The organism is Stenotrophomonas sp. YJH_SMC_123 (assembly GCF_059368215.1).
In genome coordinates this window covers 108,158-125,587 of sequence record NZ_JCAFRM010000003.1, presented here as the reverse complement: position 1 = coordinate 125,587, position 17,430 = coordinate 108,158, and the positions used below count along the sequence as shown (strand labels likewise).

General features: G+C 68.0%; 12 protein-coding genes. 4 read left to right on the top strand and 8 right to left on the bottom strand.

The features are described from left to right. Positions 1–22 precede the first annotated feature (22 nt). Entirely contained in the window at positions 23–862 is an 840-nt protein-coding gene (locus AC5P5W_RS08670; protein WP_197574716.1) for an arylamine N-acetyltransferase family protein, read from the bottom strand. Between the two features lie 203 nt (positions 863–1,065). Between AC5P5W_RS08670 and AC5P5W_RS08665 the strand changes: the two genes are divergently transcribed. Further along, complete coding sequence (locus AC5P5W_RS08665; protein WP_197574715.1) at positions 1,066–3,603, top strand: methyl-accepting chemotaxis protein; 2,538 nt, start codon at positions 1,066–1,068, stop codon at positions 3,601–3,603. Between the two features lie 92 nt (positions 3,604–3,695). Here AC5P5W_RS08665 and AC5P5W_RS08660 read toward each other — a convergent pair whose 3' ends face one another. From AC5P5W_RS08660 to AC5P5W_RS08640, 5 genes are all read right to left on the bottom strand, one after another. After that, positions 3,696–6,218 carry a PepSY domain-containing protein gene (locus tag AC5P5W_RS08660; RefSeq protein WP_197574714.1) on the bottom strand — a complete coding sequence of 841 codons (2,523 nt, stop codon included), beginning with the start codon at positions 6,216–6,218 and terminating at the stop codon, positions 3,696–3,698. Between the two features lie 654 nt (positions 6,219–6,872). Then, positions 6,873–7,436, bottom strand: a complete 564-nt coding sequence (locus AC5P5W_RS08655) for a redoxin family protein (protein ID WP_197576171.1) — start codon at positions 7,434–7,436, stop codon at positions 6,873–6,875. Beyond that, complete coding sequence (locus AC5P5W_RS08650) at positions 7,433–9,814, bottom strand: protein-disulfide reductase DsbD domain-containing protein (RefSeq protein WP_197576170.1); 2,382 nt, start codon at positions 9,812–9,814, stop codon at positions 7,433–7,435. The genes AC5P5W_RS08655 and AC5P5W_RS08650 overlap by 4 nt, the downstream gene beginning before the upstream one ends. Continuing rightward, entirely contained in the window at positions 9,811–10,149 is a 339-nt protein-coding gene (gene cutA / locus AC5P5W_RS08645; protein ID WP_014648595.1) for a divalent-cation tolerance protein CutA, read from the bottom strand. The genes AC5P5W_RS08650 and cutA overlap by 4 nt, the downstream gene beginning before the upstream one ends. A gap of 68 nt (positions 10,150–10,217) precedes the next feature. Beyond that, a complete protein-coding gene (locus tag AC5P5W_RS08640) occupies positions 10,218–12,008 on the bottom strand; it encodes an endonuclease (RefSeq protein ID WP_014648594.1) in 1,791 nt (596 codons plus the stop codon). A gap of 311 nt (positions 12,009–12,319) precedes the next feature. Between AC5P5W_RS08640 and AC5P5W_RS08635 the strand changes: the two genes are divergently transcribed. From AC5P5W_RS08635 to AC5P5W_RS08625, 3 genes are all read left to right on the top strand, one after another. Beyond that, complete coding sequence (locus AC5P5W_RS08635; protein WP_005411227.1) at positions 12,320–12,607, top strand: co-chaperone GroES; 288 nt, start codon at positions 12,320–12,322, stop codon at positions 12,605–12,607. Positions 12,608–12,688: 81 nt separating this feature from the next. After that, positions 12,689–14,338, top strand: coding sequence for a chaperonin GroEL (groL, locus tag AC5P5W_RS08630; protein WP_005411226.1), 1,650 nt, complete (start codon positions 12,689–12,691; stop codon positions 14,336–14,338). A 134-nt stretch (positions 14,339–14,472) separates the two neighbouring features. Next, the gene (locus AC5P5W_RS08625) at positions 14,473–15,084 is read left to right on the top strand and encodes a DUF6445 family protein (RefSeq protein ID WP_032958237.1); all 612 of its coding nucleotides are present in this window, start codon (positions 14,473–14,475) and stop codon (positions 15,082–15,084) included. A gap of 92 nt (positions 15,085–15,176) precedes the next feature. On the opposite strand, the gene AC5P5W_RS08620 is transcribed toward AC5P5W_RS08625, so the two are convergent. Next, entirely contained in the window at positions 15,177–16,340 is a 1,164-nt protein-coding gene (locus AC5P5W_RS08620) for a serine hydrolase domain-containing protein (protein WP_069117774.1), read from the bottom strand. A gap of 67 nt (positions 16,341–16,407) precedes the next feature. Continuing rightward, on the bottom strand, positions 16,408–17,337 hold the full coding sequence (locus AC5P5W_RS08615; RefSeq protein WP_197575418.1) for an aspartyl protease family protein: 930 nt from the start codon (positions 17,335–17,337) through the stop codon (positions 16,408–16,410). Between the last annotated feature and the right edge of the window lie 93 nt (positions 17,338–17,430).

The window sequence follows — 17,430 nt, the reverse complement described above, 5'->3', positions numbered from 1 at the left end:
TCATCCGAGCATCGGCCCGGCTCTACACCGTGGCCGAGCGTGAGCGCTGCAGCCAGTCGTTGATCGCCGGGTCCAGCCGTGGGTCGTCCGGCAGCTGCATGCCGAAGCGCTGCTGCAACACCTCGCGCACGTCGCCCACATCGCGCAGCGGACGCTTGTCCGGTGCCTGGCCGGGACGGTACTCGGTGTAGTTGCCACTGCCGATGGTGCGTCGCCAGTCCGGCCCGGTCAGGGATGCGCGCAGCTGGCCGGGGAAACTGGAATCGGGATGGGTGCACACGTACCAGTTGCCCACGACGTTGTCGATCGGTGCCGGCGCGTGCAGGTCGAAGCGATACATCGCCCGCCAGCCATCGCCGGACTCGGCGGACAGCACGAAATCCCCCTCACCGGGCAGGCGCTGCAACAGGAAGCGCTCGTGGGGCGTGGCCTGCGGCTGCGGATCATGCAGCCGCAGCGGCACGGTCGGGGTCAGGCTGCCGAAACCGGCATCCACCAGCCAGTCATCGCCGTCCACCTGCACGCGCAGCAGCAGGTGGGTGCGTGCGGTCAGTTCGCCGTCCTGGGCGGCCAGCAGCACGCGCGCGCTCAACGGCTGTGCATCGAAGCCCAGCGCCTGCAGCAGTGCCAGCAGGCCGCCATTGAGTTCGAAGCAGTAGCCGCCACGACGGTCGTCGAGCAGCTTGCGCTGCACGCTGTCCAGGTCGATCGGTACTGCATCGCGCAGCAGGCAGCTGAGGGTTTCGAACGGCAGCAGTGCGTTGTGGCGCTGCTGCAGCAGGGTCAGGCCCGCCAGCGTCAGCGGTGGCGGTGCATCCAGCTTCAGGCGTTGCAGGTAGCGGGGGACATCGAGCGTCGTCATGCGCGCGCCGGGCGGGGGAGGGAGATCTACTGTGCTCTCCCAACCGGGGTTGAGGTCAAGCATTGCGCGGGTGTCATCCCCCCGTCGCCTGTGCCGGGTACAAAGGCCGCGTCCGCCAGCAATCGGTGGGAGTGAACCAGGAGCGCCCTAAAGTTGCGCCATTTCCCGCCGATACAGGTGCGTCCTTCCGCCTGGAGCCTGTCATGTCGGCCGTCGTCCCCCACCTCCGGTCCCTGCGCATGCGGCTTGCCGCACTGCGCTCGGCGTCCCCCGGCCTGCTGCTGTGGCTGCAGCCGCATCGGCTCAGTGTGGCCAGCAAGCTCAAGGCGACCCTGTGGGTCTGTGGGCTGGGCCTGATCGCGATCGCCGCCGTCTACGCCTGGACCGGCCATGCCAGCACGCAGGCGGCGCGCAGCCAGGCCAGCTACCAGCACGGCAGCGATCTGGCCGCGAGCGTGGCCACGCGGGTGGCCGAGGCGCGTCGTCTGCAGACCCAGTATGCACGTAGTTTCGACGATGCCGACCGCGCGCAGCTGCTGGCGACGCAGAAGGCGCTCCAGGCCGATCTTCAGGCGCTGCGCGCGATGCCGATGGATCCCGGCCGGCGCGAGGCGCTGCAGGCACTGACCGAAGCCGCCGGCGCGTTCTCGCAGGGTGTGGCCGCCCTGTTCGAACGCGTCGATGAGATGGGTCGTGGCGATGCCGGCCTCGCCGCGCAATTGCAGCAGGCCGCCGACGCCCTGCAGGCGCAGGTGGATGCGTTGCAGCGGCCTTCGTTGGCGTTGTCCCTGCAGAAGATGCGCCGACAGGAGGCACTGCTGCTGCTCGATGGCGACTCCACCCATGCCGACCGTGCGAGCGAAGAAAAGCTGCCGTTCGATCTCGCACTGGTGGGCCTGCCGACCGATGCGCAGGATGCCCTTCGCAACGGCATGGAGGCCTATCAGGCCGCATTGCTGGGCTATACCGCCGCCCGCGTGGGCCTGGATGTAGAGGCGCAATCGCTGCTGGATACCGCCGCCGGCGTGGCGCCGGCGCTGGCCGCCTTCCAGCAGGCCCAGGTGGCGGCGCTGGCCAAGGCACAGGCGCGCCAGCAGGCCGGCGCACGCACCATGAGCGTGCTGTTCGCGGTGACCCTGCTGCTGGTCGCCGGTGTGTTGATCACCAGCCTGGTGCTGGTGCGGCGTGCGGTGCGCCAGCCGATCCAGGACACCCTGCGCTTCGCCAGCGACATCGCCGACGACCGACTCGACACCACCCTGCGCGTCTACAACGCCAACGATGAAATCGGCCAGCTGGCGCAGCGCCTGGTCGACATGCAGCAGCGCCTGCGCGCGCGCATCGAGACCGAGCGTGCCGTGGCGCGCGGCAACACCCGTGTGCGGCAGGCATTGGACAGTGCGCAGACCGGGCTGATGGTGATCGATGCTGAGGGCCAGGTGGCCTACGTCAATCCGGCACTGCTGCAGCAACTCGAGCGGGAGGCCGAAGATCTGGTGGGCAGCGATGCCTTGCGCCTGCATCCGGCGCTGGCCAGCCTGGCCGGCGCGCGCCAGCGCGAGGAGCGCGAGATCGGCCATGCCGGCGTGCGCTACCAGCTGATTGCCAACCCCATCATCGACGAAGGGCAGTTCCTCGGCGTAGCGGTGGAATGGCGCAGTCGTGCGCTGGAGACGCTGCTGGAAACCGAGGTCGCTGCCCTGGTCGATGCTGCAGCACGCGGCGACCTGCATGGCCGTATCGTGCTGGAGGGCAAGCAGGGCTTCGTGCGCACCTTGTCGACCAGCATCAATCGCCTGCTGGCCACCTTTGAAACCAACCTTGGTGACCTGCAGGCACTGCTGGCTGCGCTGGCCTGCGGCGACCTCAGCGTGCGCATGGAGGGGGACCTGCAGGGCGTGTTCGCGCGCATGCGCGACGATGCCAATGCCACCGTCGCGCAGCTGGGCCGCATCGTCACCCGCATCCAGCAGGCCACCTCCAGCCTGGATACCGGCGTTGGCGAGATCGTCGCCGGCCATTACGATCTGTCGCGGCGCACCGAGCAGCAGGCCGCCAACCTGGAAGAGACCGCGGCGTCGATGCAGGAGCTGACCGATACCGTCGGCCGCAACGCCGATGCCGCAGGCCGCGCCGATGCCCTGGTGCAGGGCGCGGCGGCGGTGGCCCAGCGGGGTGGCGAGGCGGTCGGCCAGGTGGTCGCGACCATGCATGGCATCAGCGAAGCCTCGCGACGGATCGGCGACATCACCCAGTTGATCGACGGCATCGCCTTCCAGACCAACATCCTTGCCCTCAATGCGGCGGTGGAAGCGGCGCGTGCCGGCGAGCAGGGCCGCAGCTTCGCCGTGGTGGCCGCCGAAGTGCGCCTGCTGGCGCAGCGCAGTGCCGAGGCGGCCAAGCAGATCAAGGGGCTGATCGAGGATTCGGTGGCGCGTGTCGGCCAGGGCAACCAGCAGGCCGCGCAGGCCGGCACCACGATGGGCGAGATCGTCGGCAGCGTGCAGCAGCTGGCCGAGCTGCTGGCAGGTATCCGCAGTGCGTCGCAGGACCAGCATGCGGGCATCGCACAGGTGAACCAGACCATCGTGCAGATGGAAGCCAGCACCCAGCGCAACGCCAGTCTGGTGGAAGAGGCCGGTGCCTCCACGGCGCAGATGCAGGCGCAGGTGCGTGCCTTGGCAGAAGCCGTGGGCGCGTTCCGCTTGCAGTCGATGCCGCAGGCGCGCGCGGCGGCCTAGTCAGTCGAGCGTGGGCTCGGCGCTACATCGGCTGCACGAACACTGTAGAGCCGAGCCCATGCTCGGCTCACACCAGCGTTCGGCGGCAGGAATCAATACACGTCGCGGCGGTAGCGCCCGTTTTCCAGCAGCGTTTCCACCGCTTCATCACCCAGCGCAGTACGCAGCACCTGGTCCACGCCTTCGGCCATGCCCTGCAACGACCCACAGACATGGATCACCGCACCGCGCTGCATCCAGTCGCGCAGCGCATCGACGGCCGCACGCAGGCGATCCTGCACGTAACCACCCTCGCCATCGCGCGAGAACGCCAGGTCCACCCGCGTGAGATGGCCATTGGCCTGCCAGGCTTCGATCTCGTCGGCGAACAGGAAGTCGTGTGCGCGCTGGCGTTCACCGAACAGCAGCCAGTGCCCGCGCTCGCCTGCGTGGGCAGCTTCGCGCAACAGGCTGCGCAGCCCGGCGATGCCGGTGCCGTTGCCGATCAGCACCATCGGCGCGCCGCTGACGCGATGGAAACCGGGGTTGCGATGCACGCGGGCGACGATGCCGGCACCGATCGGTGCATGCAACGACAGCCAGCCCGAGCCCAACCCGGCGCGACCGGAGGCGTCATGCACCAGCCGCACCACCAGCTCCACCACGCCGTCATCCGTGCAGGAGGCGATCGAATACTCGCGGCTGGGCAGCAGCGGCAGCCCGGCCAGCCACAGGCAGGCATCCTGCACCGCCAGCGCGGCATCGGCCTCGGGCAGCTCGCGTTCACTGGCCAGCGCCAGCAGCGTGCGCGGATGGCCATCGACCAGCAGGGGCTGCAGCGGATCCAGACCGTGGCCCTTCAGCACGGCACCGGCATGCCGCGCGTTGTGGCGGGGTGCGATGTGCAGGATGTCACCCGCCTGCCACTGCACGTCGGCCGGTGCGGCAAGACGGATACGCCAGATGGCTCCGCCGACGCTGCCCGGGTTGAGGTGGTCGCGGCCGAGCAGGCGCCACTCATGCATCTGCGTAGCCGCAGGCAGCACGCTGTCATCGGTGACGATGCCGGTGAGCGTACCCAGCTGCTGCTGCCATTGGCGCAATGCCGGCACCGAAGCGGCATCGACATCGATGCGCTCGAACAGCGGGCGCGCGCCGTTGCCGATCAGCCAGCCATTGAACTGGCGGCCGAAGCCGCAGTAATGCGGGTACTGGCGGTCGCCCAGCGCGAGCAGGCCGAACTGCAGGCGCGACAGGTCCAGGCGTTGTGCGAGCAGCAGCCGTGCCGCGCGGCGCGTGGCATCCGGTGGCTCGCCGTCGCCGAACGTGCTCAGCACGAGCAGCGCCTGGGACGTGGCCTGCAGCGTCGCGGCATCGACGCGGGCCAGCGACTGCACCTGCACCGCATGACCGGACGCCTGCAGCTGCGCGGCCGCACGCCACGCCAGTTGTTCGCCCAGTCCGCTCTGGCTGGCATGCACCACCAGCCACGGCGGACCACGGCCATCGGTGGTCGTGGCCGGCAGCGCGCGGCGCAGCCCTCGCGCCGCACGCTGGCTGCGGCGGCGGTCCAGGTACAGCATCCAGCCGGTGATGAAGAACAGGCTCATGCCCAGGCTGCTGAGCATCACCACCACGCGCCCGGGCACACCGAAGTAGCTGCCCGAATGCAGCGCGAACACGCTGGTGGCCAGCTGTCCGCCCGCGCCCTGGCGTGCGTACGGGCGGGCATCGAGAACCGCGCCGCTGGCCGGATCGAGCTGCAGCAGGTCATGCGCACGGTCGTGGTGGCCGCCGCGCTGCGACGGATCACCGGCCATCACCCGCACGTTCAGCGCCTGCCCCGGCTTCTCCGGCAGGCGCAGGTCGATGAAGCCGGTGCGCACGCCGGGTAGCGCGTACAGCGTGGCCTCGATGCGATGGACGTCCAGTGCCGCGTCGGCGGCAACCGTGTGCTTTGCCGCCGGCGCCACACCGAGCAGCGTGTTGGCCGCGTTGCGGTACCAGTCGAACGACCACCACAGGCCGGTCAGCGCACTCATCAGGTAGATCAGCAGCACCCAGGTGCCGACCACCGAGTGCAGGCTCCACAGGAAGCCTCGGCCGCTGCGCGTCCACTCCACCGCCAGCCAGCTGCGCCAGTGCCACCAGCGTCGTGGCCAGCGCAGGTAGAGACCGGACAGGGTGAAGAACAGCAGCGCGATTGCACAGCTGCCGGTGATCCACTTGCCGCGCTCACCGGCAGCGAGGTGGCGATGCAGGTCCTCGACGACGTCGAAGAATGCCTGCCCGCGCAGGGCGCTGAAGCGCTCGCCGCTGTACGGATCGAAGTACACCCAGTGTTCCTTGCCGCCGGCAAAGCGCGCGACCGACGGCCGCTGTCCGGTCGCATCCACGCGCAGGCGTTGCAGGGGGCGCTCGCTGCCAGCCTGCAGCAACGGCACCAGTTCGCTGAGTGCAAGGGGATGCTGGCCGTCCGCATGGTGCTCGGCGATCTCAGCGAAGCCAGGATTGGCCGCGCGCAGCAGCTCGTCCTCGAAGGACAGCATGGCGCCGCTGAGGCCCATCAGGGCCAGGACGGCACCGGCGGTAATGCCCAGCAGCCAATGAAGTTGGAACAGGACGTTCTTGAACATCGAAGGAGGAGGGCCAGGAAGGCTGCCGCCCGCATCCTGCGCAACAGCAAATGAGAATTAGTCGCGGAATTCTCCGTGGCGCCCTGCCTGCGGTCAAGCAGGGGTTGCCGGCCGGGCTGCGCCCGGCACCCGCGGTAGTGCCGGCCTGGCCGGCAACCTCAGAAGCAACAGCCGAAGCAACAGCGGGTTTCCTGTGAGGAAGCGGGGCGGGTCCGGTTGCGGGGGACGGCGCAAGTACGTCCCTGTAGCCTTGGCCGCGGCATCCATGCCGCGGACACCCCCTCAACCGGACCCACCCCGCCTTCGACAGTTCCTGCGATCTGTCGGAACGACGTTCTGCTTTGGTGGGTGCCGACCGTTGGTCGGCACGGGGTCTGATTCCGTTCTGAATATCGATATCTGACAGATGTGTCGACCAAGGTCGACACCTACCAACGGCCGCGAAGATCTGTCAGAGGTGGGGCGGTGTCGGAGTGCGGGGTGTCAGCCGCATGGATGCGGCTGCCAAGCTTACAGGGACGTACTTGCAGCGTCCCCGCACTCCGACACCGCCCCGCCAACCCACGGAATGCCCGCTTTGGCTTTGGCTTTGGCTTTGGCTGTTGCCGTTGCATTGAGCAGGGTGCAGGGCTGCAAGCCCTGCAAAAAACACCCTCACTTCACCCAGCCGTCGATCTCGCCGTGGGCGAACGGTCCCAGCTTTGCCTTCACCCGCCGCCCCTGTGCATCGAACAGCACGCTGTAGGGCAGCAGGCCCTGCGTATTGCCCAGTTGCACGCTGGCATCGCGTGGCCCCGGCGTCTCGACCACGATCGGGTAGTCCACCGGCACCCGCAGCAGGAAAGCGCGCACGTCGTCCGGGGCATCCAGCGCAATGCCCAGCACCTGCACACCGTTGTTGCCCTGGGCTTCGGCGAAGCGGGCCAGTTCGGGCATCTCTTCCACGCAGGGCGCACACCAGCTGGCCCAGACATTGATCAGCAGCGGCCGGCCGGCGAAGCGGGCGCGCAGGTCCAGCGGTTGTTCCGCCAGGTCCGGCAGGATCAGCGCCGGCAAGGGATCACCCACCTGCAGGGCAGGCTTCACGGCCGTCGCTGTGGAAGCCGTCGTTGGCGCGGCCGGTGCAGACGGGCCGGGTGAGAATCGATGCCCGGCCCACAGGCCGAGGCCGGCGGCCAGCACCGCTGTCCACAGCAGCGCTGGCCGTTGCCACTTCATCGTGCGGTGCGCAGCAGCGCTTCCTCGACCACCGCCTGGGTCAACAGGGTCGGCAGCACGGTCGGCGGCGCCCCCGGGCCGTACACCACGTACAGCGGCACGCCCACGGCCTTGTGCTCTTCAAGGAACGTGGTGATCTGCGGGTCGACGTTGGTGTAGTCACCGCGCATGTACACCGCGTTGGTGCGCTTGAGCAGTTCCTTGAACTCCGGCCGCGACAGCACGGCACGTTCATTGGCCTTGCAGCTCACGCACCAGTCGGCAGTCATGTTGACGAACACCACGCGGTTGTCCGCACGCAGGCGGTCCAGCAACTGCGGCGAATACTCGACCACGTTCTCGCTGGCGGCCTGTGCGGCCCGCGCCGGTGGTGCCAGCTGGGTCACGCCCCAGGCAGGAACCAGCGCGCCGATCGCCAGCAGCACGCCGAGCAGGGTCACCGCACGCGAGCCGGTCCAGCGATTGCGCTCGAACAGCCACAGGCCGAAGGCGAACAGCAGCAGGCCACCCAGCACCAGTGCCATGCCGTCCACGCCGCGCTGTTTGCCCAGCACCCACAGCAGCCACAGCGCGGTGGCATACATCGGGAAGGCCAGCACGTGCTTGAGCGTTTCCATCCACGGGCCGGGCTTGGGCAGGCGGCGTGCCAGCGCTGGCACGAAGCCGATCAGCAGGAACGGCAGCGCAAGGCCCAGGCCGAGGAACAGGAATACGGTCATCGCCTTCAGCGGCGGGGCAATGAACGCGTAGGCGATCGCCCCGCCCATGAACGGGCCGACGCAGGCGCTGCCGACCAGGCAGGCCAACGCACCGGTGAAGAAATCGCCGGCCGGCCCGCTGCGGCTGGCCAGCGACTGGCCGAGGTTGCCGATGCCACCGCCGAGGGTAAACACGCCGGACAGGCTCAGGCCCACCGCGAACATGATGTAGGCCAGCGCCGCCACCACGCCCGGGTGCTGCAGCTGGAAGCCGATGCCGACGGCGTTGCCGATCGCGCGCAGGCCCACCATCAGCGCGCCGATCACCGCGAACGCGACCAGCACGCCCAGCGTGTACCAGAGGGCATGGCTGCGTGCCCGCTCAGGGCTTTCGCCACTCTGCGCCAGGCTCAGCACCTTCAGCGACAGGATCGGCAGCACGCAGGGCATCAGGTTCAGCACCAGGCCACCGGCCAGCGCCAGCAGCAGCACCCACACGAACGAACGGTCCGGGTTCGGGGTTGTCGCCGGTGGGCGCGTGCGCAGTGCGTTGCCATCGCGCGCGTCGGCGGCGAACTCATTGCGCGCACCCTCACTGCCGCTGGCGGCGGGAGTGGCAATGCCGTCGTTGGGGACGGTCGGCAGCAGGCGCAACGGTGCGCCGTTGGCGGATTCACGTGGCACGCCGGCGGCGGGCAGCGGGCTGATCACCTCGTTGCGCGCTGGCGCCTGGTCAATGCTGGCGGACAGCTTGCCAGCGGGAATCGACAGCTTCACCCGGCGGGTCATCGGCGGGTAGCAGATGCCATCGGTCTGGCAGCCCTGGAAGGTCACCACCAAGGTGCTGTCGACGGCATCAGTGACAGTGCGGCGCAGCGGCAGCGGCACTTCCACCTGGTTGAAGTAGACCGAGACATCGCCGAAGTGCTCGTCGCGATGCGATTGCGCGGCCGGCCAGCGCGGCTTGCCGGCCAGCACGCCGGCGCTGCCTTCCAGCTTCAGCAAGGTGCGGTCGCGATACAGGTAATAGCCGGGCGCTGGGCTGAAGCGCAGCAGCAGGGTGTTGCCGTCACTGGCGATGGCATCGAAGCCGAACGCCTGTTCCGACGGCAGCGGCAGGGCCTGGCTGTTGTTGGCCGCGCCCGGCAGGCGCAGGCCACCGCTGTTGCCGGCACCGGCCAGCGGGTTGTTGAACGGGTTGGCCGCACCGGCACGCGCGGCAGGCACCGCCGCCGCCGCACCGGCGCCCGGCAGGGTGACCTGCACCACGCGCTTCTGCGGCGGGTAGCAGACACCGGCATCGGCGCAGCCCTGGTAACGCACTTCCAGGCTGATGGTGCCGGCAGCCTCGGACGGCGTGCCGGGCAGGGTGGCCTGCAGGCGCTCGCGATAGGTCTCGACTTCGCCGAAGAAATCGTCGTGGTGCTTGTCGCCCTTGGGCATCTGCAGCGCGCCGGCATTGAAGGCCGGGTCGGCCTTGACGCTGGTGCGGTGGCGATAAAGGTAATAGCCCGGTGCGATCTTGAACTGCAGTTGCACCTGGCCCCGTTCGGGGGCACTGGCGGTCAGCGCGAACGCCTGGTCCACCGGCAGCAGGTCCTTCTCATCCAGCGCGAAGGCCGGCAGCGAGAGCCACAACAGGGCGCACAAGGCGGCGCCGCGCGCAAACAGAGTCTTCAATCAGTGTCCTCCCGGGTCTGTGCCCGGATCCAGTCCAGATACGCCGGCAGGCCGGCCCGGGTTTCGACCGCGATGCACTCCGGGAGTTCATACGGATGCAGTGCGACGATCCGGGCAATTGCGTCATCGACGCGGCTCGCGGTGGTTTTCACCAGCAGCTGCAGTTCGGCGTCGGTGGTCACCTCCCCCTGCCAGCGGTAGGTCGACTGCGCGCCATCGAGGCGGGTCACGCATGCCGCCAGGCGCTCGCCGACCAGCGCGTGCGCGATGCGCTCGGCACTGGCCCGGTCCGGGCAGGTGGTCAACAGCAGCAGGACGGGATCGACGGTCGACATGACCGCCGAGTATAGGGCCGCCGCCGGGTCAGGGCCCGGCGGCGGCAGTGGACCGCTGCGTTGCGCGGTCAGTTGGCCAGCTGGCAGGTGGCCGGCTTGGCCGAGGTGAACAGGGCCGGGGTTGCCCACTCGGGGTGGTCGATGAACGGGTTGCGGTTGCCCTGGAAGCTGTAGATCACGTCATTGCGCGCACGCTCGGCATCATCCGGCGGATCGGACAGGTGCCAGTCGATCAGCGTGGACAGCAGGCCCATGTAGGCCGGCGAACTGCTGGTCTTGACGATTTTGCTGCGGTCGTCGGTCAGCTCCAGGTCCGGCTCGGACTGGCCGGTGGCCGCATCCTTGCCGCCCTCGTAACGGATCGCCATGTACATCACCGCACGCGCCATGTCGCCCTTGCGCTTGCCCCACACCTCGAAGGTGCCGGTGTTGCCGTCCGGCGTGCGCACCCAGTTGGAGTTGCCCGGATAGCCGCCGCTGCCGCCGCCCTGGCCGTTGTTGGCCTCGGTGGCGCGCTCGCCGCAGTTGGCGTCGCACTTGCCGAACGGCTTGTTGCCACGGTCGGCGTTCCACTGCGCGTCGGTCAGGTACAGCATGTGGGTGTCGGTATACGGCGCGTACGGCAGGCCCTTGTCACCGGTGGTGGTGGCAAAGCCCAGCGAGTTCGGCCAGGTGTGCTCGCGGTTGTACTTCAGGCCACTGCCACTGCCGGCGCGATCGGTCACCTTGGCGTAGCTGTGGTTGCGATATGCATCGAGGATCCTGCCGGAATTGTTCGGATCCTCGTCGGCGATTTCCAGAATGGTCCAGGTACTGGTGCCCGAGCCGCTGTAAGGGTAGGCGGTGTGGCCCTTGATGGTGGCATGCAGCGAGCAGCGCAGCTGGCTGGGGCTGCTGGTGTTGACCTTGGAGTAATAGCCGGCCGGCACGCCCGGGTTGCCCGGGTCCGGATTGCCGCCGGTGCTGGCCACGGTGAAGGCGATGCGGCTGTCGGCGGCCGGGTGCGCGCCCTGCAGGTCGGTGATGCGCGCGGCGCGGATGTCGAAGCGGCAGGCCTCACCGGCCACCAGCGCAGTGTTGGTGGACAGCTTCACGCTGCGGCCGCTGGCCGGGAAGGTCAACGGCACGCTGCCGGAGGTGCCGCAGCTCAGGGCGAAGGCGCCACTGGCCAGGTTCACCGTCTCGCTGAACACCACTTCCAGGTCGGCGGCGGCCGGGAAGGTGCTGCTGCCCTGCGCCGGGGTGGTGGTGGAGACCGACGGCGGTGTGTTCGGGCCCGGGGTTCCGCCGCCACTGAAGGTCTGGCCGTTGTTGCAGCTGCCGAAGGTCTGCCTGGCCGACTCGGCCCAGGTGAAGTGGGTGTACTGGCTGCCGCTGCCGGTCAGCTGCAGCGAGGTGCCCGCGGCCGTGCTGTTGGTCTCGGCCACCGGGATGTTCTGGCTGGTCATGCCGGCGGCAGGGCCACCGGAGGCGGTGATGGCGCCCTCGTAGCTGAGGAACTGGACCACCTTGCCGCTGGCATCGACCAGGGCGATGCCGTCGTTGGGGCCGTTCTGGATGCCGTTGGTCGGGTAGTTGACCACGGCGATGGTCGCGCTGCCGCAGCCGGCGGCGGTGCCGGCCGGGACCGGGTTGTTGGCGTAGACCGCGGCCGCCGAAGGATTGCTGCCGTTGTAGAGGTAGAGGCGGTAGCCGGACAGGTCCTCGCCGGCGGTGGCGACCACTTCGATGGCTTCGCCGACGTCACCGGCGGCGGTGCTGTCGTCGTAGTGCAGTTCGTTGATGAAAACCTCGGCCTGGGCCGGCGCGGCGGCCAGTGCCAGCAGGCAGGCGGCGGCAAGCGGGGACAGCAATCGCATCGACTACTCCTTGTGATTGGGAATGCCTGACCGAGCCTAAGGCCGATCCAGTGACACTTTGTCGTAAATGAACGTCAGATATCTGACAGTGCGACGCTTGTCACCGAAATTGTCCAGGACCGACGCCTTGGCCGAGGCGCGCGGGCGGAAAAATTTTTTCATTCCGCCCTTGAAAGGGGGCGGCGGGGCTCCATCTCTGCCCTGCTCCCGACGTTGTCGGGTTTCTTCACGTGCGGTTCTGGCACTCGCCTGGGGTGAGTGCTAACATCGCCGGACTTTTTTAGACCAATCAATCACTTAAGAGGTCTCCTATGAGCATCAAGCCGCTGCACGACCGCGTTGTGGTCAAGCCGATCGAAGCCGACGAAATCTCCGCCGGTGGCATCGTCATCCCCGACTCGGCCAAGGAAAAGTCCACCAAGGGTGAGGTCGTGGCCGTCGGCCCGGGCAAGCCGCTGGACAACGGCAACGTGCGCGCGCCGTCGCTGAAGGTCGGCGACAAGGTCATCTACGGCCAGTACGCCGGCAGCTCGTACAAGAGCGAAGGCGTCGAATACAAGGTCCTGCGCGAAGACGACGTGCTCGCCGTCATCGGCTGAGCCCCGGCGCGACCTGTTTCAACCTGATCCCAAACTCCCAGCCGCCGGGCATCGTCCGGCGCTACCAATGAGGTAAATGCAATGGCTGCCAAGGATATTCGTTTCGGTGAAGACGCCCGTTCGCGCATGGTGCGCGGCGTCAACGTTCTCGCCAATGCCGTCAAGGCCACCCTGGGCCCGAAGGGCCGCAACGTCGTGCTGGAAAAGAGCTTCGGCGCGCCGACCATCACCAAGGACGGCGTCTCCGTCGCCAAGGAGATCGAACTGGCTGACAAGTTCGAGAACATGGGCGCGCAGATGGTGAAGGAAGTTGCTTCGCGCACCAACGACGATGCCGGCGACGGCACCACCACCGCCACCGTGCTGGCCCAGGCCCTGATCCGCGAAGGCGCCAAGGCCGTTGCCGCCGGCATGAACCCGATGGACCTCAAGCGCGGTATCGACAAGGCCGTCTCGGCCGCCGTCGCCGAGCTGAAGAACATCTCCAAGCCGACCGCCGACGACAAGGCGATCGCCCAGGTCGGTACCATCTCGGCCAACTCGGACGAGTCGATCGGCCAGATCATCGCTGACGCGATGAAGGAAGTCGGCAAGGAAGGCGTCATCACCGTTGAAGAAGGCTCGGGCCTGGACAACGAACTGGACGTGGTCAAGGGCATGCAGTTCGACCGCGGCTACCTGTCGCCGTACTTCATCAACAACCAGCAGTCGCAGACCGCTGACCTGGATGACCCGTTCATCCTGCTGCACGACAAGAAGATCTCCAACGTCCGTGACCTGCTGCCGGTGCTGGAAGGTGTCGCCAAGGCCGGCAAGCCGCTGCTGATCGTGGCCGAGGAAGTCGAAGGCGAAGCGCTGGCCACCCTGGTGGTCAACACCATCCGTGGCATCGTCAAGGTCGTGGCCGTCAAGGCCCCGGGCTTCGGCGACCGTCGCAAGGCGATGCTGGAAGACATGGCCGTGCTGACCGGCGGCACCGTGATCTCCGAAGAAGTCGGCCTGTCGCTGGAGAAGGCCACCATCAAGGACCTGGGCCGCGCCAAGAAGGTGCAGGTCTCCAAGGAGAACACCACCATCATCGACGGCGTCGGCGACAAGGCCAACGTTGATGCACGCGTGGCGCAGATCAAGACCCAGATCCAGGACACCTCCTCGGATTACGACCGCGAGAAGCTGCAGGAACGCGTGGCCAAGCTGGCCGGCGGTGTTGCCGTGATCAAGGTCGGCGCCTCGACCGAAATCGAAATGAAGGAAAAGAAGGATCGCGTCGACGACGCCCTGCACGCGACCCGTGCGGCCGTTGAAGAAGGCGTGGTTCCGGGCGGCGGTGTTGCCCTGGTCCGCGCGATCACCGCGCTGGCCGGCCTGAAGGGCGCCAACGAAGACCAGAACCACGGCATCCAGATCGCCCTGCGTGCGATGGAAGCCCCGCTGCGCGAGATCGTGGCCAACGCCGGCGACGAGCCGTCGGTCATCATCAACAAGGTCAAGGAAGGCACCGGCAGCTTCGGTTACAACGCCGCCACCGGCGAGTTCGGCGACATGCTGCAGTTCGGCATCCTGGACCCGACCAAGGTGACCCGTTCGGCGCTGCAGAACGCCGCTTCGATCGCTGGCCTGATGATCACCACCGAAGCCATGGTTGCCGAAGCTCCGAAGAAGGACGAGCCGGCCATGGGTGGCGCCGGTGGCATGGGCGGCATGGGTGGCATGGGCGGCATGGACTTCTAAGTCCACATCCCCCGGGCGGTCGTTGCCGACCCTGGTCGGCACGCCCTCCCGATGCAAGGAAGAACCCCGCCGCAAGGCGGGGTTTTTCGTTGCCCGGTTGCCGCCGCAGCAGCGCATCGCTACGCTCGGTGGCCATGCCTACCTCCTTCATCGTCGTCGACGACTTCCTTTCTCCTGCCGATGCGCAGGGGCTGCGCCAGGCGGCGCTGGGCCTGACCTATCCGGTGCAGGAGGGTGCATTCCCCGGCCGCAATTCGCAGCAGCGGCTGGAACTGGATGGGCTGTCCGGCGCGGTCTCGCGGCTGGTCAACGAACCGCTGCGGCCGGTCAACCCACTGCAGTCGCATGGCAAGTTCCGCCTTACCCTGGCCGGTGACACCGGCCGCGCCAAGGTGCACGCCGATCACTCGCACTGGTCGGGCATCCTCTACCTGAGTGCACCGGAGCACTGCGAGGGCGGCACCGAGTTCTTCCGCCACCGCCGTACCGGCACCGAGCGCATGGCCCTGGATGCAGCGGAGCTGGCCGCATTGGGCTATGCCAACGGCGGCGACATGCATCGTGACATCATCGAGCGCGACAGCAACGACGACAGCCAGTGGGAAATGACCATGCGCATCCCGATGCGTTTCAACCGGCTGGTGCTGCTGCGGCCCTGGTTCTGGCATACCGCCGGGCCAGCGTTCGGCGACCGCCCGGAGAATGGCCGGCTGGTGTACCTGATGTTCTTCGAGCAGGCGCGCTGAGCGGAGCAGGCATCCACGCGTGAGGTGGATCCACACGCCATGCATGGTTGCTCCCATCCCTCCGCACTCCCCGCCCAGGGATCATCGCGCCTTCATTCGACGAAGGCCTTCGCCGCGCCGTACTCCCACTGCCATGGCACGCCGGTATCACCCAGCACGAACGCCACCAGTGCCGGGAAGGTGGCCTCGGCCCGTACATCGTTGCCCAGGATCACCACGCAGCGTTTGTGCCGCTCGATGCACACCAGGGTGTTGCCGACCGCATCGTCGTGGCCGCCCTTGTAGAAGCCTGCACCCTGGGGGCCACGGAAGGTCACCACGCCCAGGCCCGCGGCCAGATCCCGGTGCTGCTGCGCAACGGGCAGCTCCGGCTGCAGCGTTGGGAACTGGCTGGCGGTGGTGATCGGCAGCTGCGGCCGCACCAGTTCCCTGCGCATTGCCGCAGACAGCCCATCGCCGCGCACATAACCGGCGGCGAAGTGGGCCATGTCGGTGATGGTGGTATCCATCGATCCTGCCGCCCGCACACGGCTGCGTTGATCGTGCGGCTCTGTATTGCCTTCGACGGTCCAGCCATCGGCCAGGTTGCCGGCGAAATCCGCGCGCCACGACATGCTGGTGCGCGCCATGCCGAAGCGATCGAACACGCGCTGCTGCATCAACGCACCCACATCCTCGCCCAGTCGCCCACGTTCGATCACGAACTGCAGCAGGATCAGGCCCTCGCCGGAATAGCCGTAGCGGCTGCCGGGCTCGAAGTGGAACTTCAACCGGCCATCCGGTTCGAGAAAGCCGAAGTTGGCAAAGCCGCTGGCGTGATTCAGCAGCTTTCGGGGCGTGAGCCGGCGCCAGCGTGCATCACTCGCCAGCACGCTGTAGTCGGCGTACTTTTTCGGTTCGGGCGGGTAGTCTGGCAGCGGCACGTCCAGAGCTGTGGCGATGCTGGCATCCAGATCGATCACCCCGTCCTGCGCCAGCTGTGCGACCAGGTGGCCGAAGGCCATCTTGGTGAGCGATGCGGCATACATCACGGTGTCGGTGCGCAGCGGCTCGCCTGCGGCGTTGCGTTCACCGTAGGCGGCCACATGCACCACCTTGCCGTCATCGATCACCGCCAGCGCCATCCCGCGCGCATGGGCCGCCTGCATCAGCCGCCGTGCTTCGGCATCGATGCGAGTGGGCGAGGGCACGGGTGGCGGCGCGGCCAGTACCGCCAGCGGGAGCAGCGTCAGCAACATCAGGGTGGCACGGCACATGCGTGGAACTCCTGGTGGGGCGCACGGTGATGCTACGCCGGGCTGCCGCTGGCGTCATCGCCAGATGTCAGCCGGCCTGCGGCCGGCGCAGGCAGATCCGCGCCGCGCCGGCACCGATGTCCACCTGGCCGCCGCGCATTGCATCGGCACCGAGGATCAGCGCCGGCCGGCCCTCCAGGCCGATCGCCTTGAACACCGGCAGTTCGCTGATGCGGACCTCCATCGACGGGTGCTGCCAGCCGCCGCCGGTCATGCCGGGCAGGGTGTACAGCCAGGTTGCCTGCTTGCCGCCGCCCAGGCCTTCGGTGCCCTTTTCACGCACCCGCACCCGCGCGTCGCTGCCGTCGGTGCGCAGCCCCAGTGCGCGGGCGGCTTCGGCGTTGAGGACGGTCTGTGCGGCACCGGTGTCGACCACGGCGATGGCGTCCACCGCAGGCGCGCCCAGTGCAAGCGTGATGAAGCCGAACTGGCGCAGGCCGCCAGTGCGGCCGGGCAGCGCATTGGGCTGGCAACCCGGTCCTTCCAGGTTCAATCCGCCGGGTGTCCACAGCGCCAGTTGATTGCGGCCGAAGTCCCAACGGGTGTCCCAGCGCCCGGTCAGATCGTTGCCGATCAAGCCGTCGATGGCTGGATCATCATCCTTCGGCAACGATGACAGATCCACGTTCATGGCTTGGGCCTGCAGCTGCCAGCTGCCCAGCTGCCAGGACGTGCTGCGCATGCGCTGCAACCGCGCCGAAGCTGCACTCGCCCCTTGCGCCTGTGATACCTCTGCATCCGCATCCTCCAGGCCATAGCGCCGCACGACGCGGGCATCGACCAGCGTTGCCCCCGCGGCACTGTCGACCAAGAAGCGCAGCGGTTCGGCGCGCCCGTCCAGCGAGACGGCCACCGCCGGATGACCGCCCTGCATCCACATCGGCAGGATGTGCGCGGCGGCGTTGGAGGCGAGCGCAGGCAAGGGAGCGGCGAACAGGGGCAACAGGAAGAGGCGCAAGGGAAGACTCCGCAGTGATCGTGGGTGACCATTGGCGCACGGCGGCGTATCGCCGGAATATCGGCGTTGATACCGTCCTGATACACAGGTGCT